Below are 19,396 nucleotides of genomic sequence, written 5' to 3' on the forward strand. Positions count from 1 at the left end.
CAATGTCTAATGATTTAGTGCAGGCATTGAATGATATAGAGAAAGAACGCGGTATCCCTAAAAGGGCACTGATTGAAGCTATAAAGTCAGCCTTAAGCACTGCTTATAAGAAAAATTTTGGGATTGCTCAGAATGTAAGTGTAGAGTTTAATGAGATTAATGGTGAAGTCAAGGTTTTTTCTCAGAAGAAGATAAGCGATGAAGTTAAAGATCCCCGGTTGGAGATGTCTTTGGAAGAAGCCCAGGAACTCTACCCCGACTGTAAAGTTGAAGATCTGGTCTATGTTGAGGCTACACCGTCAGATTTCGGGCGCATTGCGGCGCAGACGGCCAAACAGGTAGTAATACAGAAACTGAGAGAAGCGGAGAGAAGCCTGATATATGAAGAATTTTTAGAAAGAGAAGGCGAAATTATAACCGGTACTATCCAAAGGCTTGAATCCAAAACCGTTTATATCAGCCTGGGTCGAACAGAAGGAATAATGATGGCTTCAGATCAAATCTTTGGGGAAAGATACGAAGTTGGACAGAGGATTAAGGCTTATATTTATGAAGTCAAGAACACCTCCAAAGGGCCTAATATATTTGTGTCCAGATCCCATCCGTATTTTCTGCGACGTTTGTTTGAAATGGAAGTCCCGGAGATTTATGATGGAGTAGTAGAAATCAAGTCTATAGCTCGCGAAGCGGGAGCGAGATCCAAAATAGCGGTCTATTCCCTGGATGATAAAATTGACTCGGTGGGGGCTTGTGTAGGACCCCGAGGTTTGAGGGTGCAAAACATTGTTTCCGAATTGGGTGGAGAAAAAATAGATATCATTAAATACGACAAAGACCCGGAAAGGTATATTTCCAATGCGCTAAGCCCTTCCCGGGTGGTTGCGGTTAATATAAATGAGACCGATAAAATAGCTCGGGTTATTGTGCCTGATTACCAGCTTTCATTGGCTATAGGGAAAGAGGGACAAAATGCCCGCTTGGCCGCAAAACTTACCGGATGGAAAGTGGACATAAGAAGCGAAAGCCAGATGAGTGATTACTATAATGAAATAGATGCTGAGATGGATGATGAGGTATTAGAACAGGATTGGGCTGAAGAAAACACCGGGGAGACGAAAATAGATGAGCAGGATTCGTAAGCAGCCCCAGAGAATGTGTGTAGGTTGCCGGGAAATGAAAAATAAACGGGAATTGGTTAGGATAGTTCGAAGCCCTCAGGGGGATATCGATTTAGATACTACGGGTAAAAAGCCGGGGCGGGGAGCTTATATTTGTCCTGAACCAGAGTGCCTCAAGCAGGCCATTAAGGGAAAGAGGTTGCAGAAAGCCCTGGAACAGAATATACCTGAAGGGGTTTTAGAAAAGATTAGAGAGCAAATCGAACAGGATAAAACCGGGCAATAAGGTGAGTGATAATTTGAAAAAAAGTTATTCTATTTTAGGTTTTGCTCAGAAGGCCGGGAAAATTTCCCCGGGAGCTTCAGCGGCAAAATCCAGTATATTAAGGCGAAGAGCTTTTTTATTAATTTTTATTAATTGTTAGCAATGACATAGCGGAAAACACCAGACAGGGTTTGATCAGCAGCTGTCAAAAACAGAAGATTCCCTGGGCCGTAATGGGTAATAAGTATGAAATAGGGGCTTGCATAGGAAAAGCATACCGGGTTGCTGTAACGATAAATGACCAGGGAATGGCTGAGTCCCTGATAAAATCGCTTGAGGCTGTCGGAGCAAAAGTAAACACGGGGGTGGTTGAATGGCAAAAATAAGAGTACATGAATTGGCCAAGGAATTGGGAATTGCCAGCAAAGAGATGGTTGAGGTTTTGGTTGAACTGGGCTTAGATGTGAAAAACCACATGAGTACAATAGAGGATTCACAGGCTAGCTGGGTTAAGAAGCGTTTGAGCAAAAGCGATGAGGATAGCAAAAAACAGCCAGCCCAACCAGTGACCAGGGATGAAGCTGTCAAGAAACATTCCGGGGAACCAGCAACGCAGACCACCCAGAAAAAGCCAGACAATCCCAGGCATGTATCGGGACCGCGTCCTCAAGAGGGTTCCAAACCAAGCGGAAGTACGGGAAGACGTGAATTTTCTGAAAACAGGGAGCAATCCAGAAAAGGGGAAGAAAGACATTCCGCTAATCCTAGGCCAGGTACTCAAATGAAAAGCCCGAGAAACAATGCACCCCGGCCTACAACAAGACCAGAAAATCGATCTGCCGGAGCAACGGGGAGAACAGATAATAGAGCCCCTGGAGCAGCCGGAAGAACAGATAATAGAGCCCCTGGAGCAGTTGGAAGAACAGATAATAGAGGAGCGGGGTCGGCCAGCAGACCAGATAACAGGGTAACCAGGCCAGCCGCCGGTAGGCCTGATAATAAAGGCTCCAGGCCAAGTGATGCCAAGCGCCCCCCCCAGAGAACAGTGCCGGGTAATACCCCCAGGCCGGTATCATCTCCGGAACGAACAACAGAAAAAAAGCCCGGGGAAGCATCCAGGACATTGCCCGGTGGTGCCAAAACTGCAGGCGATAAGAAGGCTTTCCGGAAAAATACTCCTGCATTTGGACAGTACCAGAGTAAAGACTACAGTCGCCCGGGGCGGAAATCAAAACACAAACGCAAGAAGGAAAATATTGAGTTTCAAACTCCTGAAAACATAAAAATTGAAGGCTCTATTATGGTTAGAGACCTGGCGGAGAAGCTTAATAAGAATCCAGCTGAAATAATGAAGAAACTAATGGAATTGGGAATCATGGCTACTATTAATCAAAACATTGATTTTGAAACTGCGGAAATAGTATCCAGCCTTTATGATGTTAAAGTTGAACGGGAGCTCTCCGAAGAAGAAAAGATACTGGAGGAACTTGTTGATATTGATGATGATGCTGAACTCATAGCGCGTCCTCCAGTTGTTACAATAATGGGACATGTAGACCACGGTAAAACTTCCCTGCTAGATCGTATCAGACAGGCTAATGTGGTTTCAGGAGAAGCGGGGGGAATTACTCAACATATTGGCGCTTACCAGGTAACCATAAAAAATAATAAAATAACTTTTATTGATACTCCCGGGCATGAGGCCTTTACTGCCATGAGGGCTCGCGGAGCCAATCTTACTGATATTGTAATCCTGGTGGTAGCCGCAGATGATGGGGTAATGCCCCAGACCGTTGAGGCCATAAACCATATCAGGGCCGCCAAGGTTCCTTTCCTGGTAGCTATTAATAAAATTGATAAGCCGCAAGCGGACCCGGAAAGAATAAAGCAGCAATTGACCGAATATAACATTGTCCCGGAGGAATGGGGCGGAGATACTATATTTGTCCCCGTTTCGGCCAAAAGTGGGGAAGGAATAGAAAACCTGCTGGAAATGATTCTATTGGTGGCGGAAATGAACGAAATAAGGGCCAACCCGGATAGAGCTGCTTACGGCCTGGTAGTCGAAGGAGAACTGGACAAAGGGCGGGGAGCGGTGGCCACAGTATTGGTATTGAACGGAACCTTGAATATAGGGGATTATATAATCTGTGGCACCAATTGGTGCAGAGTAAGAGCTATGATTGATGATCGAGGTAAAAGGGTGGATAAGGCATTGCCCTCCATGCCGGTTGAAATAATGGGATGGTCTGGTGTACCAGAGGCCGGGGGCAAAGTTCAGGTTTGTGACGAAAAGGTAGCCAAGGAAATCATCGGTCTTAGATTAAGCGAAAAGAAAATTGAAGAACAAAAACAAAGCAGCCGGGTTTCTCTGGATGAATTTTTCCAGCAGATGAAGGATGCTGAAGTCAAGGAACTTACTTTGATTATAAAGGGCGATGTTCAGGGTTCGGTTGAAGCTCTCCGGCAATCGCTTTTGCGACTGGCCACCAATGAAGTCAAAGTAAATGTAATCCATTCAGCGGTAGGTGCTATTACGGAAACTGATGTTATGCTGGCTTCGGCTTCCAATGCTATAATTATTGGGTTTAATGTAAGGCCGGATAGCAAGGCAAGAAAATATGCAGAAGACGAAAAAATAGATGTTCGCATGTACCGGGTGATATACGAGGCCATTGATGATGTCAAAAAAGCCATGAGTGGATTGCTGGATCCGGAATACAAAGAGAAATTCCTGGGCCGGGCTGAAGTGCGGGCTCTTTTCAAGGTACCCCATGTGGGAGTAATCGCCGGGTCTTATGTTATTGATGGAAAAATTCAGAGAAATGCCAGTGTACGGGTCCTGCGGGACGGGGTAATTGTATACGAAGGCCAATTATCTTCTTTAAAACGCTTTAAGGATGATGCCAAAGAAGTAGTGGAAAACTATGAATGTGGTATTGGAATTAAGGATTTCAATGATGTTAAGGAAGGAGACATCATCGAAGCTTATACCCTGGAGGAAATACCCAGAGAATTGTAAACTTTTCTTCCAGGCATGGAGATTAGTAAGAAAATTTGGTTTAGACGCGAAAGGACACTGACCCTTCGGGAGCAGCAACCATAATAGCAACCGCAGGGAACATCAGTGGTACCCGCAGGGTGATTTGCGCTGATACTATCTTATGAAATCTTAATAAATCAGCGTCATTCAGCGTCAAAAAAATGGCACTTGTTGCTTCCCCTATTTTCATCGGTGGTTGTGGCCCCCGGTCATGGGTATTTAGTAAAAAAAGTGAGGGATAGATATGAGTAAACGCCGGCAGGAAAGAATGTCTGTAGAAATCATGCGCGTTTTATCCCAGATAATACAGGAGGAGATAAAGGATCCTCGTATTGAATTTAAGAATCTCTCCATAACTCGCATAGATCTTAGTAATGATTATAGCCATGCCCGGGTAAATATAAGCATACTGGGTGATGAAATCCAGAGGGAAGAGGCGATGAAAGCCCTGCAAAAGGCCAAAGGCTATATTAGAAGCGCTCTGGCCCAGCAGCTAAAGGTGCGCCATGCGCCGGAGCTGGAATTCCGCCTGGACCGCTCTATAGAACATGGAATAAGGATTTCTTCCCTTCTGGAAGAAATTAAAGAAGAGGCAAAAGGCAGTAATGAATAAACTGAAGGAAATTGCCAGTAAAGTAATGGATAAAGATGACTTTTTGCTGGTGGGACATAAAGCCCCGGATGGGGATTGTATTGGTTCTATGCTGGGTTTGTACCTGGGACTGAAGGCCATGGGCAAAAGGGTCGGGATGCTTTTGTCTGAACCTGTTCCTCCTGTCTACCACTACCTGAGCGCGGCGGAACAGGTAAAATTACCTGGGGAAATACAATTTATACCCAAAAACCTCATTTTTCTGGATTGTTCGGATGAACAGCGGGTAGGCCAGGAAGTATTCTCCCTCATACAGGAAAGGAACTGCAGCTTCAATATCGATCATCACCAAAGCAATGGTCTTTTTGCTGATTTTAACTATATCGATACCAGCGCTGCGGCAACTGCCGAAATCATTAGTGAATTACTACTGCTTATGCCAATAAATATTAGCGCTGCTATGGCGGATGCTCTTTTGGCCGGTATCATCATGGATACGGGATGTTTTTTAAATGCCAATACCACGGCTAAAACCTTGAGAATAGCTGCGGAACTACTAAATTTTGGCGCCAGTGTTAATCTCGCCAGAATAAGCCTTTTTGAATCCAAGTCTAGAAAAGAAGTGTTAATATTGCAGCATGCATTGCAACATTTGGATTTCTCATCTGATGGTAAAATAGCCTGGATGAGCTTGCCCTATCATGAATTAGTGGCTATAGAGGCCGAAGACTTGTATCCGGAAGGGCTTATAAACCATACTCGTATGATTGAAGGTGTAGAGGTAGGGATTCTATTTCGCGAAATGCCGGCAGGAAAGGTTAAAGTTGGTTTCCGTTCACGAGGGCAGGTTGATGTTGCTGCACTTGCTGCACAATTTGGCGGTGGCGGGCACAGGCAGGCATCAGGTGCCCAGTGTGAAGGTAAGCTGGAGGAAGTAAAGTCAATAATTATTCAAGCGGTTGAGGATGTGATTTGATTTTTGCACGGGTTTCTTAACATCAACAAACCCCAGGCTATGACTTCTTTTGATGTTATTAAAAAGCTTAAAAAGGTTTTACCGCGAAAATACAAGTTGGGGCATTTGGGTACCCTGGATCCTATGGCTGAAGGTGTTTTGCCCGTGGCAGTCGGCTGTGGCACCAGGATAATTCCTTTTGTTGAAGATGAGACCAAGGAATATATAGCCACTATGACCCTGGGAGCATCATCCGATACCCAGGATGCCTGGGGAGTGATTACATACCATACACCAAGAAAAATAGAGCCTGCCCAAGTAGAAAAAGTACTGGCATTGTTTCGGGGTAAGAGCAGGCAAGTTCCGCCTATGTACTCAGCTGTTCACCATGAAGGGAAAAGACTTTATGAATTAGCCCGCCAGGGTCTGGAAGTGGAGAGGAAAGCAAGAGAAATTGAAATCTTCGAGTTGGAACTGCTGAATGCCGATTGGGAGCAGGAATTACCCCAATTGAGCTTGCGGGTAAGCTGTTCCCGGGGGACCTATATTCGCACACTGTGTCATGATATTGGCCAGGAATTAGGTTGCGGAGCCTATTTATCCAGTTTGCGCCGAAGTCGCTCTGGTTGCTTCAAAATCGAAGAGGCAGTAAGCCTGGATTATATTATAGAGAAGCGGGAGAATCTGAGTCGAGCCTTGCTGCCCCTGGACTATCCTATAAATAACTTACCGCTTATAAGCCTAAAAAGTGCGGAATTACCAGCTATAATAAACGGAAGACAGATAAGCCGGACAGGAAAGCTGGCTAGTCCCCGGGTAAGGTTATATACGCCGGAAGGACAACTGCTGGCTATTGCTGAAGCAAATAACTATAATGAAGATACTGTACTCCAGCCCTGCCGGGTTTTTAAGATTAATGAATAAGGGAGAGTAGCATAAGGGTACCCCTGATGAAGGAACAGAAGGAGTTGCTGTATGGAGGTAGTAAGAGAAATAGATAATTTTACTAATAGTGAAGGCTCGTTATTTTTAGCCCTGGGTAATTTTGATGGAGTACACCGGGGGCACCAGCGTTTGATTGGTGATTTAGTAAAGAAAGCCCGGGCCAACAATGGAATCGCGGCGGCATTTATTTTTGAACCCCACCCGGCTATGGTGCTTAACCCCAGTCGGGCTCCCAAACTTTTGGTAACTGCGGAACGAAAAGCCGAGTTAATGAATAAACTGGGTTTGGATAAACTGATCTACAATACCTTTGACCTGGCCATATCCCAGTGCTCTCCGGAAGAGTTCGTAAAAAGCATCCTGGTCGAGAGATTAAAAATTAGAGAAGCGTTTGTGGGATTCAACTATTCCTTTGGTCACAAAGGAAGTGGTACGCCTCAACTATTAAAAGAGCTGGGGAAAAAATATGATTTCCAGGTTAATATCATTCCCCCGGTGGAAATCAAGGGGCAGGTGGTATCCAGCACTATCATCCGCCAAGCCCTGGATGCCGGCGATATGGAATTGGCCCGGGAAATGCTGGGTTACTATCCCATGATAGAAGGAAAGGTAATTGAAGGGGAAAAACGAGGAGCAACTATTGGTTTCCCTACAGCCAACCTGGGGATTGGGGCAGAATTAAATATACCGGTGAAAGGGGTATATGCGGCTCTGGCAGTGCTGGAAGGCGAAAATTTCGGGGCCGCCGTCAACATAGGCAGCAAGCCCACCTTTCATCAGGAATATCCAGTTTCGGTTGAGGCTCATTTAATCGATTTTAACCGACAGGTTTATGATCAGGATTTAAGGCTGTTTTTCCTCCAAAAAATCAGGGACGAAAAAAGATTTAGCAGCGTTGACGAACTAATTAAGCAGATTGGGCTTGACCGAAAGCAAGCTGGGGAAATATATGAGTCTCTGGAAAGCAGAGGAAAGATAGATATAATATGAGAAGACGGAAGTCGGAATGGTTGCCGGACGCCGGTGATTAGAAGGGGTATTCGGAAACTACATCTTATTATGCAAGCACATACTACCCACTTTTTATCGGTTGTTATGGCTCCCCCGAGCAATGGGTGGTTAGTTTAGAATATCGTAAATCAAACCAAACAGGAAAGGCTCTTGCTTATCAAGTCATGATTGTATAAAATTAGGATTGGATTTGTTAAGACATTAGAACCTCGGGCTAGGGATGACGATTCACCAGCGTTTTCCTTGGCCGGTGGCGATTATTTGGTAGAGGAGGTGAAAAACTTGGCATTATCTCTAGAAAGAAAAGGGGAAATAATTAAGACCTACCAAATTCACGAAAATGATACCGGCTCGCCGGAAGTCCAAATTGCTATATTAACGGAAAGAATAAATTACTTGAATGAGCATTTAAAAATAAATTCTAAAGACCATCATTCGCGCAGAGGCCTGCTGAAAATGGTAGGACAGCGTCGTTCACTCCTGGACTATCTCAAGAAGAAAGACTTTGAACGCTATCGGAGCATTGTTACCCGATTGGGCCTGCGCAGATAAAGAGCGGTAATCCGCTCTTTATCTTTATGGCTAGAGCTCTTACGGGAAACGAGTATGTCCATTTATTGGGTCTGCTCGTTTTCCCCCAATCGCTATACCTTTAAAACAGGCTTAAACGAGGCGCTGCGTTGAAACTGCTTCGCAGTTTCTTCCGATGCTTAAAGCGAATAGAAAAAGGTAACAATGTTCTTGTAGGAAGTAAGAAGTATAAAATCAATCTCATTTTGAAAGGAGGAAAACGTGATAGTTAAGAAGTATCAAATGGAGGTAGCAGGGCGACCATTAATTGTGGAAATAGGACAAGTTGCCCAGCAGGCCAATGGAGCTGCTCTTATGAGATATGGCGATACAGTTGTATTGGTCACAGCTACAGCTGCCAAACAGCCCCGCGAAGGAATTGACTTTTTCCCGCTAACGGTTGATTACGAGGAGAAACAATATGCGGTAGGGAAAATACCAGGAGGTTTCATTAAAAGAGAAGGCCGGGCTACAGCCCAGGCTACCCTATCTGCTCGCTTGATTGACCGGCCTATCCGCCCACTTTTCCCTAAAGGTTTCCGGAATGAAATACATGTAGTAGCCACTATTCTATCGGTGGAGAAAGATAATGCACCAGATGTTACCGCTATAACCGGAGCCTCTGTTGCCCTTTCTATTTCTGATATACCTTTTGCTGGTCCAGTAGCGGCAGTAATAGTGGGACTGGTGGATGGGGAACTGATTATTAATCCTACAGTGGAGCAACACCAGAAAAGCGATCTACACCTGGCGGTAGCGGGAACCAAAGAGGCTATCATGATGGTTGAAGGAGGAGCCAATGAGGTTCCTGAGGAAACTATGCGTGATGCTATTTTCTTTGCTCATGAAGAGATTAAGAAAATAGTAGATTTTCAGGAAAATATCATAAGAGAAGTTGGCCTGTCCAAAATGCAGGTGGAAATTCCGATTTTGGATGAGGAAATAAAAAAGGCCGTTGTCGAATTTGCTACTCCACTATTTGAAGAAGCGGTCAAGAATCCAGATAAGAAGACGAGGGAAGACCAGATGGATTCCTCCCAGAAATCTGTTTTGCAGCACTTTACCGAGAGCTATCCGGAAGAAGAAAAATTGATTGCCGATGTATCGGACGAGACCATGAAAGCCGTGGTTAGAAAGATGGCTCTGGAGGAAGGGGAACGGGTTGATGGGAGAAAGCTTGATGAAATCAGGAAAGTAAGCTGCGAGGTTGGTTTCCTGCCCCGGCCTCATGGCTCAGGTCTTTTTACCCGCGGTCAGACCCAGGTTTTGTCGGTTACCACCCTGGGAGCCATCAGTGAAGAACAACGGCTTGATGGTCTGGGAATCGAAGAGAAAAAAAGATATATTCATCACTATAATTTCCCTCCCTATAGCACTGGTGAAACCAAACCTATGCGTGGTCCGGGAAGAAGGGAAATTGGTCACGGAGCCCTGGCTGAACGGGCTTTGCTGGCAGTAATACCATCGGAAGAAGAATTCCCTTATACTATAAGGGTAGTTTCTGAAGTTTTGGAATCAAATGGCTCCAGCTCTATGGGGAGTGTATGTGGTAGTACGCTATCTCTGATGCACGCCGGTGTTCCCATTAAAGCTCCGGTATCTGGTATTGCCATGGGACTGGTCAAAGAAGGCGAGCGTTTTGCCATTATGAGTGATATTCAGGGAATAGAGGATGCTCTAGGAGACATGGATTTCAAACTGGCTGGAACCGAAAAAGGGGTTACCGCCCTGCAGATGGACATAAAAATTACCGGGGTTAACCGTGAAATAGTCGAAGCTGCACTTAAACAGGCCCGTGAAGGCAGAATGTTTATCTTAAAGAAGATGCTCGAAGCCATCGATAAGCCTAATGAGGAACTTTCTCCTTATGCCCCGCAGATGATCCGTATGCAGATAGACCCGGACAAAATCCGGGAAGTTATTGGACCTGGCGGCAAAACCATTCATAAAATAGTCGATGAGACCGGTTGCAAAATTGATATTGAAGATGATGGTAGCCTGTTTATAATGGCTACAGATGAAGAGGCCGCGAAAAAGGCCCGATTTTTTGTGGAATCCATTGTGGCTGAAGTTGAGGTGGGCAAGACCTACATGGGAACCGTTAAGCGCATAATGGATTTTGGGGCTTTTGTGGAAATCATTCCCGGGGTATTGGGAACATCAGGAAAAGAAGGCCTGGTACACATTTCCCAGCTGGCCGAGGAAAGAGTAAACAAAGTCAGAGATGTGGTGGACATCGGGGATCAGATACTGGTCAAGGTTACAGAAATTGATAGACAAGGCCGGGTAAACCTTTCCCGTAAAGCTGTATTAAAAAGCGCTGTTAAAAAATAATTAAGTTACCATGGCCCGAGGCAGCAACCACCAATGAAAAATGAGTTGTTGTTAGGCGCTTGAATAGTAAGATGTGTTGGGAAATAACTTAAACCCCTCACCCCTTACCCATCACTCCTCACTTCTATTGGCAACTGCATAGATTATTCCAAGTAAACCGAGTAACCTCGGTTTATTTGCATTTAATGCAGTAATTTTCTTTTTCAAGCAAAAATTGAATAGTAGTAGATGCCAAGGAATATTAATGTAGAAAAAAGCCGGGAGGAGTGAGAACGATTTTTTAGGATTCCATACCATCAAAGTGAACAGCAGGGCTTTATTTCTCTTATGCTTTTTTATCAGCATTTCGCTATTTACTGCCTGGCTTGACCGGGTGGAACGAAAAATATATGGAGTTAAACCAGGAGTTACTATGGCCGGAGAGAAGCTAGAAGGCTTGCTTCCAGGCGAACTGCGTTTGCTGGTGGAGAATATGGCTCTTAAGGAGCAGAAACTACCTTTGGAACCGGCTTTAGACAAAGAAACAGGAGAAGTAATTCCCGAGCAGGAAGGCTGCATAGTTGATATTGAAGGCAGTGTGAGTAAAGCTTTGCAAGCAGAAGAAGGCGACAAGCTGGAATTGCTGATGCGGGCAATTCCTTCCCGTTATTCCAGCCGGGACCTGCAAAAAATAACCTTGAGCCGGGGCTACTACGAAACCTGGTTTACCGGGACTTACCAGCGTTATACCAACGTTTCCCTGGCCTGCAGCAGTGTTAACAATAGCCTGCTATGGCCCGGGCAGGAATTTTCTTTTAATGAAACAGTAGGTCCCAGAACTCCGGAGAGAGGTTATATGCCGGCACCGGTGTTTTTAATGGGGGCCAGCGAACTGGACTATGGAGGGGGGGTTTGCCAGGTAGCAACAACGGTTTTTAATGCGGCTGGAAAGGCCGGCCTGAAAATAATTGAGCGTCATCTGCACAGCCGGAGGGTTCATTATGTAGCTGAGGGTAAAGACGCTACGGTAAGCTATGGAGATCTGGATCTCAAATTTTCCAATAATACAGGTAGTCCATTGATCATCAAGGCCGGAATCAACCGGGGTAAGGTATGGGTAAATATTTTGGGGGAGGAAGATTAAACTGAAAATATATTTTGTTTCCCGGAAAAAACTAATAGTAATGCTGATGTCCATTTTGCTGCTGGGCGTATTCACCACAATCTTACTTATGCGCGGGGATGACAGCAGTGTAGCTTCCAGGGTGCTTGATCCCATATATCAGGGCAACAGCGGAGAGAAAGCGGTGGGCATAACCGTCAATGTGGATTGGGGTGAGGAATATATCCCTCAGATGCTCAAAAGTTTTAAAGAAAACCAGGCTGAGGTCACCTTCTTTGTTAGCGGAAAGTGGGCAGAAAAAAATCCGGAGCTTTTAAAAGAAATGAAAGCTGCCGGACATAGTATCCAGAGCCATGGATACAAACATTTGCATTTTAATAATATCTCAGCGGAAGAAGCCAGTGAGCAAATAAGAAAAGCCGAGGAGATTATTAATAAGACCGTAGGTGAAAAACCCCGGTTTTTTGCTCCCCCTTATGGGGAATATAACCAGCAATTGCTGAATGTGGTCGCTGCTTTGGATTATGAGCTTATTATGTGGAGCATTGATACGATAGATTGGCAGCGCCCTGATCCGGCAACCATTGTTAAAAGAGTCAGCAACAAGTTGCATAACGACGCCATTATCTTGATGCACCCTACAGACCCCACCGTTAAAGCTCTTCCTGCCATCTTGGAGAAAATTAAGCAAGACGGTTATAAAATGCTTACTATCGATAAAATTATCAAGCAGAGTAAAGGAGATAATAGTAAAGGAGATAATAATTGAGGGGTTTTAGCAAGGGAATTAGATTTATTATACTATTACTGTTATTTATGGGGCTAATAGCTTCTCCCGTAAATGCGGCTCCTTATATCAGCTCCCCCTACTATTGCTTGATGGATGGGGGAAGTGGGCAGTTGATACTTTCCAGTAACGGGGACGAAACTCGTCCTGTTGCCAGTACGGTAAAGATGATGACGGCCATCCTAACAATCGAATATGCCGGCATGGATGAAGAAGCCACAGTAAGCAGCAAGGCTGCCCGAACCCCCGAATATAGCATTGGTTTGAAGGCGGAGCAAAGGATTACAGTGGGTGAACTGCTGAAAGTGGCCCTTATCCGATCTTCCAATGATGCGGCTGTGGTCCTGGCCGAACATATTGCCGGGGATGAGAGCTTATTTGCTCACTTGATGTCTAAAAAGGCTTTCTTAATTGGCGCCTCTAATACCCGTTTTAGCAATGCCTCCGGTCTCCCGGGTGGTGAACAATTCAGTACCTGCAGTGATCTGGCTCAGATTGGCCGTTATGCTCAATCCCATCCCCAAATCAAGGAACTGGTGGCTACCCGGCAAAGCGATTTTAAGCACCCCTCTTATAGTCAGCCTTTAAGGATAAGCAATACCAATCCCTTGCTGGGCAGCTATCAGGGAGCTGATGGTATTAAAACCGGTACGGCCAACGCTGCGGGGAAATGTCTGGTGGCTTCCGCCACCCGGGATGGACGCCATTTAATAGCCGTTGTTTTAAAATCCAGCGATAGAGCAGGCGATTGTGCGCGTTTACTTAATTATGGATTCAAGGATAGCTATTATCAGCAAATAATCAATGCTTCTACTCCGTTTAAAGAATTACGGGTATTAAATGCTAAAACTCCTAAGGTTAAGATATATCCAGCTCGGGATCTCTATCTCTGGGTAGGAGATAATAGCCCCGATATCGAGAAAAAAGTAAATATGAAATATGAACTGCAAGCTCCGCTGAGCAAGGGGCAAGAAGTTGGCAGCCTGGTGGTTTATGCTGATGGAAAGCTGGTTGAGAGTATACCGCTGCTTTGCGGGGATAATATTACCCGGCAGGCCAATCTCTTCCAAAGGATAATTAAGGACTTTATTTTACCTTAACTGATTTGTAAGGAAAGTGAGGAGTGAGAGGGCACCCTTCTGCATCAAAAGGAGTTTTTGCAGTTGAGCCCTAAACTGCTATAGTGAAAAAACTTGCTCTGCTATCTTTTTTGTCCTGGAATCGGATAGAATAAGATTATATGTTTTACATGGAGGTATGGAAGTGATAAATACATGGTTACTGGACAAGCAGGCCAGGCTGATAGTGGAGGAGATTCCCTATTTGAAATCGGCCGCCCTGGGGGTTTATATCAAACTGGGTTCCCGACATGAAAAGGAAGAAATAGCGGGAGCCAGTCATTTTATCGAGCATATGCTTTTTAAGGGTACCGAAAGCAGGTCAGCCCGGGATATTGCGGAGAGTTTTGAAGAGATAGGAGGGCAGCTGAATGCCTTTACCTCCAAAGAATTTACCTGTGTTTATGCCCGGACCCTGGATGAAAATATTTCATCAGCTATGGAGATAATTTTTGATATGCTCTTTAATTCCACCTTTGCTACCCGGGATTTTGCTACGGAGAAAGAGGTAATTATCGAGGAAATTAATATTTATGAAGATACCCCGGATGATTTAATACACGATTTATTTGCCCGCAACCTCTGGCAGGGGCATCCCATGGGTTCCCCCATACTGGGAACCCTGGATTCGGTATCTGCTTTCAGCCGGGACGAAATATTTGATTTCTATAAAAAATGTTATGTTCCTTCTAATATGGTAATAGCTGTGGCCGGCAATGTAGATAAAAACCTCATAAAAGAGCAGGTGGAAAAATGTCTGGTCCGGCAGCCATTAACTCAGGTAAATTGGCCTGAACCCAAGCACTCGGAGTATTCCAGTTTTGTAAGACTGCTGGAAAAGGAAACCGAACAGGTGCAGATTTGCCTGGGAGTTCCCGGGATATCATATTTTGACCAGAATCGCTATGTGCAGAACGTTATGAACAGTATACTGGGAGGAGGGATGAGTTCCCGCCTCTTCCAAAAAATTCGTGAAGAATTGGGCCTGGCTTATTCTGTTTATTCCTCGCCCTCCACTTATTCCGATACCGGCTCTTATTCATTCTATATCGGTACCGGTCCGGGTAAGATAGCTACTTTTTTTGAGGCTCTGTATCATGAACTGGAGTTTTTTGTGAGCAGAGGGGTTAGTGAGCGGGAAGTAAGCCGAACCCAGCAATTGATCAAGTCCAGTATGTACCTGGGTTTGGAAAGCGTAATGAATCGCATGAGCCGCCTGGGCAAGTCTTTTTTGATGTATAACCGGGTGATTCCCGTAGAAGATGTAATCAAGGAAATCCTTGCGGTTGATGCTGGCAAGATACAGAGCTTCTCTTCCAACATCTTGCAAAAACCGGCTTTTTCCCTGGCGGCTATTGGACCGGCCGAGGTTCTTCCTCAGGTGGAGAAGGAATTTCACAAATGGTGGGGCTAGAAAGGAGAGGAAAAGATGAAAGTACTTTTTAACCGCTTGCACTCCCATGACTTGCCTTTGCCCCGTTACATGACCCCGGGTTCCTCCGGTTTGGATCTCTATGCGGCTGTAGATGAGGAAATTTTGATCCCCAGCGGTAAAATCGTGCTGGTTCCCACCGGCCTGGCCTTGGCCATTCCGGAAGGATATGAAGCCCAGATACGCCCCCGCAGTGGATTGGCCTTGAAGTATGGCATAACTCTCTTGAACACCCCCGGTACCATCGATGCTGATTACCGGGGAGAGATAAAAGTGATTGTCATAAATCTGGGGGACAAAGACTATATTCTAAAAAGGGGCGAAAGGATTGCCCAAATGGTCTTTTCCCGGGTGGAAAAGGCCGAATTTATGGAAGTTAAATCCCTGGATGAAACTTTGCGTGGAGCGGGGGGATTTGGTCATACCGGTATTTGAAGGAGGGTTTTTGGTGCGGCTTAATGAGCTGGTGGGAAAAGAAATGGTCAATATATATGACGGGATGCGAATGGGAACAGTAGGGGACTCGGATATGCTTATTGACGAAGAGAGCGGTTTAATTATTTCTATCATACTTCCTAACCGCAACAATGCCTTAAGCTTTTGGGTAGACCGGCAAAAAATGGTTATTCCCTGGGAGGCGGTAAAGAAGATTGGTCGTGAGGTTATTGTAGTTGATGTGAACAATACCCACATGCGGCTGAAGAACAACTCGCTATAACAAGATTAATAGAAAGTTAGGAGTAATGGGTAAGGGTTTAAGGCTTATTTATTCTCGCCAGAAATCAGGGAGGAAGAGGAGGAGCAGGGGATAGATTTCCAGGCGGCCGATTAGCATCAGGAGGCTTAGGAGGTATTTACCGCTATCGGCGATAAAAGAGTAATTGTCCATAGGCCCTACCTGTCCCAGGCCGGGACCGATATTGCCCAGGCAGGAGGCGGCGGCGGTTAAGCTGGTAATCAGGTCGACATCCAGGCAGCTCAGGCCAATGGTTCCCAGGGCCAAAAACATTATGTAGAGAAAGAAAAACTGCAGGACATTGATCAAGAGGCTATCACTTATTATCCTATCGTTAAAACGCAGGGAAATCACCGCTTTAGGGTGGATAATCCTTTTTATTTCGATAATTGACCGGTGCAGCAATATCAGGTAGCGCCCTGGTTTGATGTTTCCACCGGTTGATCCCGCACAACCTCCCACAAACATCATAAGGAAGATAATACCCAGGGCCATATTAGGCCAGAGCTCAAAATCAACACTGCTGTATCCCGTGGTGGTAACGATGGTAACCACTTGAAAAAAGGCCGCCCGCAGTTTGCCTTCGGTAGAAAGCTCACTCCCGCCAAGGCTAAGGGAAAGAGTTACTAAAAGACTAGCAACAACGACAATGGCGGTATAAAATAGGAACTCCCGGTTTTTCAGGTAAACCTGCAAATTGCGTTGTTTAAACCCCAGATAGTGCAGGGTAAAATTGACCCCGGCAATGAACATAAATAGGGTAAGGGTCCACTGAATGAGGGGGCTGTTATAATAACCGACGCTGGCATTGCGTGTAGAAAAGCCACCGGTAGCCATAGTGGCAAAAGTGTGGCAAAGGGAATCGAAGATATTCATGCCAAAGAGGTATAGCAAAACCGTACAACAAACACTCAAGACGATATAAGTTATCCAGAGCTTTTTGGCGGTTTCCCGTACGCGGGGGCTGATTTTATTGGCAACGGGTCCGGGAACCTCAGCTTTAAACAAGTGGTTGGCTTGGGCTCCCATACCGGAAATAATAGCCACGAAAAGCCCGATTATACCCATGCCTCCCAGCCATTGGGTAAGGCTCCTCCAGAACAAGAGGCCTTTGGGGGTTGCTTCCACATTGCTTATTACACTGGCTCCGGTAGTCGTAAAACCGGATACGGTCTCAAAAAAAGCGTCGGCAAATGAAGGCAGACAGCCGGTAAAGATGTAGGGGAGGCTGCCAAAGAGGGAGGCCAGCAGCCAACCTAGGCTGACAATTACAAAGCCTTCTTTATAATGAATGGCCTGCTTTTCGGCAGAGAAAACCAGTAAGAGCCCGGTGACAATAGTTACTCCAGCAGCCAGGCTAAAGGGGATTATTATTGATTCTCGGTAATAAAGGGAGCAGAGCACACTCGACAGCATGGAGATACCGATAATCAAAATGATTCTTCCCAGGTAGCCCAGTATTACACGAGTTCTAATCAAAAGAGCCAGGCCCCCTTGAGAAAGAGTTTTTCCACTTTAGGCAGGTCCTGGGGCAGGGTAAAAACAATAACCCGGTCAAAGGCATCAATCTTGAAATTGCCATCGGGGACTATAACCTGCTCTCCTCTTACCACTGCGCCTACTACTGAACCGCGGGGAAATTTAATATCCTGAATCTTTTTGTTAACCGCTATCGAACCCGGCTGGGCAAACAGTTCCAGCATTTCCGCCTTCTCTTCGCCCAGAACCGTTACCGAAACAATATCCCCCCGGCGGATATATTTTAATATAGCACCAGCGGTAAGAATACGGGGACTGAGGACAATATCGATGTCAATTTGTTCAACCAGGGGAATAACCTCAAAGCGTTTGAGCTGGCAGATGGTGGTTTTAACTCCCAGGTTTTTGACTATAAGGGAGCAGAGCATGTTAATTTTGTCGTCATCGGTTACCGCCACAAAGATATCGGATTGGCCTACATTTTCCTCATCCAGCAATTGATAGTCGCTGCCATCCCCGTGAATTACCAGGGCATTATTTAATTTCTCCGATATTTTTTCGGCGCGTTTGAAATCCTTTTCGATTATCTTGATACCGATTTTTTGTTCTTCCAGGATCTGGGCCAGGTGATAACCGGTACGGCCTCCTCCCAATATGGTAACCTGGTTTATTGTTCGACGATAAAAGCCCAGGAGCTTTTCCACTTCAACAATGTTAGTACTCTGAGCCATTAAATTGATATGGTCACCTGGGTAAAAAGTGTCCTGACCCCGGGGGACTATCGTCTTATGGTTACGAACTATAGAAACGATATTATAGGGCAAAGAGCTATCCACATCTTTTAGCTTTTTCCCTACCAGAGGCGAATCTGATTGGATGCGGAGTTCTACCAACTGCACCTTGCCCTCGGCATAGTAATCCACATTCAAAGCCTCTGGATTTTTAACAATCTGAGCAATGTGAAAGGCAGTAACCCGTTCCGGATTTATGATGAGGTCGATACCCATAAGCTGGTTTAAGGAGATGTGTTTGAGCTCCAAATATTCAGTATTGCGCACCCGGGCAACAGTAACCCTGGTACCGTACTGCTTGGCCAGCATACAGGCCAGCATGTTTAATTCATCAAACTCAGTTACGGCTAAAAGAATGTCAGCTTCCCTTACCCCGGCCGCCTCCAGCACCGAAAAGCTTGAAGCGCTGCCATTGATAACCTGAATATCCAGAGTGTCTTCAAGAATCTGCTGCCTTTCTGGGGATTGCTCGATTACTACTACATCGTGATTCTCTTCGGAAAGCATCTCCGCCATACTGAATCCTACTTTTCCTGCACCAATAATAATTGCCTTCATAAGCTTACCCACCTGTAAAAGGAATTTTGATTAACAATCCTGCTTCATATCACTCATTTCACTGCGATTCTATCATATTTTAATACTTTGGGCATCTTTTTATTATAAATACATGGACGGAAGACGGAAGGGGGAGGACGAAAGGGGGAATGGTCGTTTGGTACATGATAAAAGACAATAATGGCATAATAAGAAAAGTAAGGGGTGAGGGGTGAGGGGTGAGGGGGATTATTGGTCGTCAGTCGTTGGTCATCAGACATCAGAAGGACAAGTTTAGGAGGTGCGATAGATGGAGCAAAACAATGGACAGGGTTCTTTTCCGCCCTGGAGCAGGATACCTTCTTTGGAGGAAATGAGCCGGGAAGCGGGAGTTGATTTTGATGAACTATTGGATTGTATAAAAAACGGAAAAAGCAAAGAGGAGATAGCGGAGGAATTTCGGGTTAGTGAAGAAACAGTGGAGTCTCTTCATCAACACTTCCTTCACTATGGAATTAGTTCGGTAATGGGTGGAGATTGAGCATATTATTCAGGGTTCACCTTGAAAAATGCTGAATAAT

20 protein-coding genes are annotated in these 19,396 nt (G+C 45.3%); 17 read left to right on the plus strand and 3 right to left on the minus strand.

Features of this window, described 5'->3' with window-relative positions; translation table 11 throughout:
• Positions 1–2: 2 nt before the first annotated feature.
• The 4 genes from nusA to infB all read left to right on the plus strand — a co-directional run bounded on the left by nusA (position 3) and on the right by infB (position 4,405).
• Complete coding sequence (nusA, locus tag SWOL_RS04520) at positions 3–1,139, plus strand: transcription termination factor NusA (protein WP_011640319.1); 1,137 nt, start codon at positions 3–5, stop codon at positions 1,137–1,139.
• Positions 1,123–1,404, plus strand: a complete 282-nt coding sequence (rnpM, locus tag SWOL_RS04525) for an RNase P modulator RnpM (RefSeq protein ID WP_011640320.1) — start codon at positions 1,123–1,125, stop codon at positions 1,402–1,404. The genes nusA and rnpM overlap by 17 nt, the downstream gene beginning before the upstream one ends.
• 131 nt (positions 1,405–1,535) lie before the next feature.
• On the plus strand, positions 1,536–1,769 hold the full coding sequence (locus SWOL_RS04530; RefSeq protein WP_081424781.1) for a L7Ae/L30e/S12e/Gadd45 family ribosomal protein: 234 nt from the start codon (positions 1,536–1,538) through the stop codon (positions 1,767–1,769).
• Complete coding sequence (gene infB, locus SWOL_RS04535; RefSeq protein ID WP_011640321.1) at positions 1,757–4,405, plus strand: translation initiation factor IF-2; 2,649 nt, start codon at positions 1,757–1,759, stop codon at positions 4,403–4,405. The genes SWOL_RS04530 and infB overlap by 13 nt, the downstream gene beginning before the upstream one ends.
• A gap of 40 nt (positions 4,406–4,445) precedes the next feature.
• Here the strand turns inward: infB and SWOL_RS14245 are convergent, their stop codons facing one another.
• Complete coding sequence (locus SWOL_RS14245) at positions 4,446–4,616, minus strand: hypothetical protein (protein WP_155814130.1); 171 nt, start codon at positions 4,614–4,616, stop codon at positions 4,446–4,448.
• A 54-nt stretch (positions 4,617–4,670) separates the two neighbouring features.
• Between SWOL_RS14245 and rbfA the strand changes: the two genes are divergently transcribed.
• The 12 genes from rbfA to SWOL_RS04595 all read left to right on the plus strand — a co-directional run bounded on the left by rbfA (position 4,671) and on the right by SWOL_RS04595 (position 15,990).
• The gene (gene rbfA, locus SWOL_RS04540) at positions 4,671–5,039 is read left to right on the plus strand and encodes a 30S ribosome-binding factor RbfA (RefSeq protein WP_011640322.1); all 369 of its coding nucleotides are present in this window, start codon (positions 4,671–4,673) and stop codon (positions 5,037–5,039) included.
• Positions 5,032–5,994 carry a DHH family phosphoesterase gene (locus tag SWOL_RS04545; protein WP_011640323.1) on the plus strand — a complete coding sequence of 321 codons (963 nt, stop codon included), beginning with the start codon at positions 5,032–5,034 and terminating at the stop codon, positions 5,992–5,994. The genes rbfA and SWOL_RS04545 overlap by 8 nt, the downstream gene beginning before the upstream one ends.
• A 3-nt stretch (positions 5,995–5,997) precedes the next feature.
• Entirely contained in the window at positions 5,998–6,897 is a 900-nt protein-coding gene (gene truB, locus SWOL_RS04550; RefSeq protein ID WP_011640324.1) for a tRNA pseudouridine(55) synthase TruB, read from the plus strand.
• Positions 6,898–6,948: 51 nt separating this feature from the next.
• Positions 6,949–7,908: a bifunctional riboflavin kinase/FAD synthetase gene (locus SWOL_RS04555; protein ID WP_011640325.1), complete on the plus strand. Its 960-nt coding sequence runs from the start codon at positions 6,949–6,951 to the stop codon at positions 7,906–7,908.
• A gap of 303 nt (positions 7,909–8,211) precedes the next feature.
• A complete protein-coding gene (gene rpsO / locus SWOL_RS04560) occupies positions 8,212–8,481 on the plus strand; it encodes a 30S ribosomal protein S15 (RefSeq protein ID WP_011640326.1) in 270 nt (89 codons plus the stop codon).
• Positions 8,482–8,742: 261 nt separating this feature from the next.
• The gene (locus SWOL_RS04565) at positions 8,743–10,833 is read left to right on the plus strand and encodes a polyribonucleotide nucleotidyltransferase (RefSeq protein ID WP_041427789.1); all 2,091 of its coding nucleotides are present in this window, start codon (positions 8,743–8,745) and stop codon (positions 10,831–10,833) included.
• Positions 10,834–11,134: 301 nt separating this feature from the next.
• The gene (locus tag SWOL_RS04570) at positions 11,135–11,956 is read left to right on the plus strand and encodes a VanW family protein (RefSeq protein WP_242649363.1); all 822 of its coding nucleotides are present in this window, start codon (positions 11,135–11,137) and stop codon (positions 11,954–11,956) included.
• 40 nt (positions 11,957–11,996) lie between these two features.
• Positions 11,997–12,704, plus strand: coding sequence for a polysaccharide deacetylase family protein (locus tag SWOL_RS04575; protein WP_011640329.1), 708 nt, complete (start codon positions 11,997–11,999; stop codon positions 12,702–12,704).
• The gene (locus SWOL_RS04580) at positions 12,701–13,822 is read left to right on the plus strand and encodes a D-alanyl-D-alanine carboxypeptidase family protein (RefSeq protein ID WP_011640330.1); all 1,122 of its coding nucleotides are present in this window, start codon (positions 12,701–12,703) and stop codon (positions 13,820–13,822) included. The genes SWOL_RS04575 and SWOL_RS04580 overlap by 4 nt, the downstream gene beginning before the upstream one ends.
• A 157-nt stretch (positions 13,823–13,979) precedes the next feature.
• Complete coding sequence (locus SWOL_RS04585) at positions 13,980–15,254, plus strand: M16 family metallopeptidase (RefSeq protein ID WP_155814131.1); 1,275 nt, start codon at positions 13,980–13,982, stop codon at positions 15,252–15,254.
• Positions 15,255–15,269: 15 nt separating this feature from the next.
• On the plus strand, positions 15,270–15,707 hold the full coding sequence (gene dut, locus SWOL_RS04590; RefSeq protein WP_011640332.1) for a dUTP diphosphatase: 438 nt from the start codon (positions 15,270–15,272) through the stop codon (positions 15,705–15,707).
• A 13-nt stretch (positions 15,708–15,720) separates the two neighbouring features.
• Positions 15,721–15,990 (plus strand): YlmC/YmxH family sporulation protein, encoded by a 270-nt coding sequence (locus SWOL_RS04595; protein WP_011640333.1) that lies wholly within the window; start codon positions 15,721–15,723, stop codon positions 15,988–15,990.
• Between the two features lie 48 nt (positions 15,991–16,038).
• Here SWOL_RS04595 and SWOL_RS04600 read toward each other — a convergent pair whose 3' ends face one another.
• Together SWOL_RS04600 and trkA are read right to left on the minus strand one after the other, a co-directional pair.
• The gene (locus SWOL_RS04600; RefSeq protein WP_011640334.1) at positions 16,039–17,487 is read right to left on the minus strand and encodes a TrkH family potassium uptake protein; all 1,449 of its coding nucleotides are present in this window, start codon (positions 17,485–17,487) and stop codon (positions 16,039–16,041) included.
• The gene (gene trkA, locus SWOL_RS04605) at positions 17,484–18,836 is read right to left on the minus strand and encodes a Trk system potassium transporter TrkA (protein WP_011640335.1); all 1,353 of its coding nucleotides are present in this window, start codon (positions 18,834–18,836) and stop codon (positions 17,484–17,486) included. The genes SWOL_RS04600 and trkA overlap by 4 nt, the downstream gene beginning before the upstream one ends.
• Before the next feature lie 289 nt (positions 18,837–19,125).
• Between trkA and SWOL_RS04610 the strand changes: the two genes are divergently transcribed.
• The gene (locus SWOL_RS04610; RefSeq protein WP_011640336.1) at positions 19,126–19,356 is read left to right on the plus strand and encodes a helix-turn-helix domain-containing protein; all 231 of its coding nucleotides are present in this window, start codon (positions 19,126–19,128) and stop codon (positions 19,354–19,356) included.
• The last annotated feature ends 40 nt before the right edge of the window (positions 19,357–19,396 follow it).

It is taken from the genome of Syntrophomonas wolfei subsp. wolfei str. Goettingen G311 (assembly GCF_000014725.1).
In the GTDB taxonomy this organism is placed as follows: domain Bacteria; phylum Bacillota; class Syntrophomonadia; order Syntrophomonadales; family Syntrophomonadaceae; genus Syntrophomonas; species Syntrophomonas wolfei.

What these genes read in the sequence shown, in the direction of transcription:
- nusA (WP_011640319.1), top strand. Translation starts at nt 3, where the DNA reads ATGTCTAATGATTTAGTGCAGGCATTGAATGATATAGAGAAAGAACGC.
- rnpM (WP_011640320.1), top strand. Translation starts at nt 1,123, where the DNA reads ATGAGCAGGATTCGTAAGCAGCCCCAGAGAATGTGTGTAGGTTGCCGG.
- infB (WP_011640321.1), top strand. Translation starts at nt 1,757, where the DNA reads ATGGCAAAAATAAGAGTACATGAATTGGCCAAGGAATTGGGAATTGCC.
- SWOL_RS14245 (WP_155814130.1), bottom strand. Translation starts at nt 4,616, where the DNA reads ATGAAAATAGGGGAAGCAACAAGTGCCATTTTTTTGACGCTGAATGAC.
- rbfA (WP_011640322.1), top strand. Translation starts at nt 4,671, where the DNA reads ATGAGTAAACGCCGGCAGGAAAGAATGTCTGTAGAAATCATGCGCGTT.
- SWOL_RS04545 (WP_011640323.1), top strand. Translation starts at nt 5,032, where the DNA reads ATGAATAAACTGAAGGAAATTGCCAGTAAAGTAATGGATAAAGATGAC.
- SWOL_RS04555 (WP_011640325.1), top strand. Translation starts at nt 6,949, where the DNA reads ATGGAGGTAGTAAGAGAAATAGATAATTTTACTAATAGTGAAGGCTCG.
- SWOL_RS04565 (WP_041427789.1), top strand. Translation starts at nt 8,743, where the DNA reads ATGGAGGTAGCAGGGCGACCATTAATTGTGGAAATAGGACAAGTTGCC.
- SWOL_RS04575 (WP_011640329.1), top strand. Translation starts at nt 11,997, where the DNA reads ATGCTGATGTCCATTTTGCTGCTGGGCGTATTCACCACAATCTTACTT.
- SWOL_RS04585 (WP_155814131.1), top strand. Translation starts at nt 13,980, where the DNA reads ATGGAAGTGATAAATACATGGTTACTGGACAAGCAGGCCAGGCTGATA.
- dut (WP_011640332.1), top strand. Translation starts at nt 15,270, where the DNA reads ATGAAAGTACTTTTTAACCGCTTGCACTCCCATGACTTGCCTTTGCCC.
- trkA (WP_011640335.1), bottom strand. Translation starts at nt 18,836, where the DNA reads ATGAAGGCAATTATTATTGGTGCAGGAAAAGTAGGATTCAGTATGGCG.
- SWOL_RS04610 (WP_011640336.1), top strand. Translation starts at nt 19,126, where the DNA reads ATGGAGCAAAACAATGGACAGGGTTCTTTTCCGCCCTGGAGCAGGATA.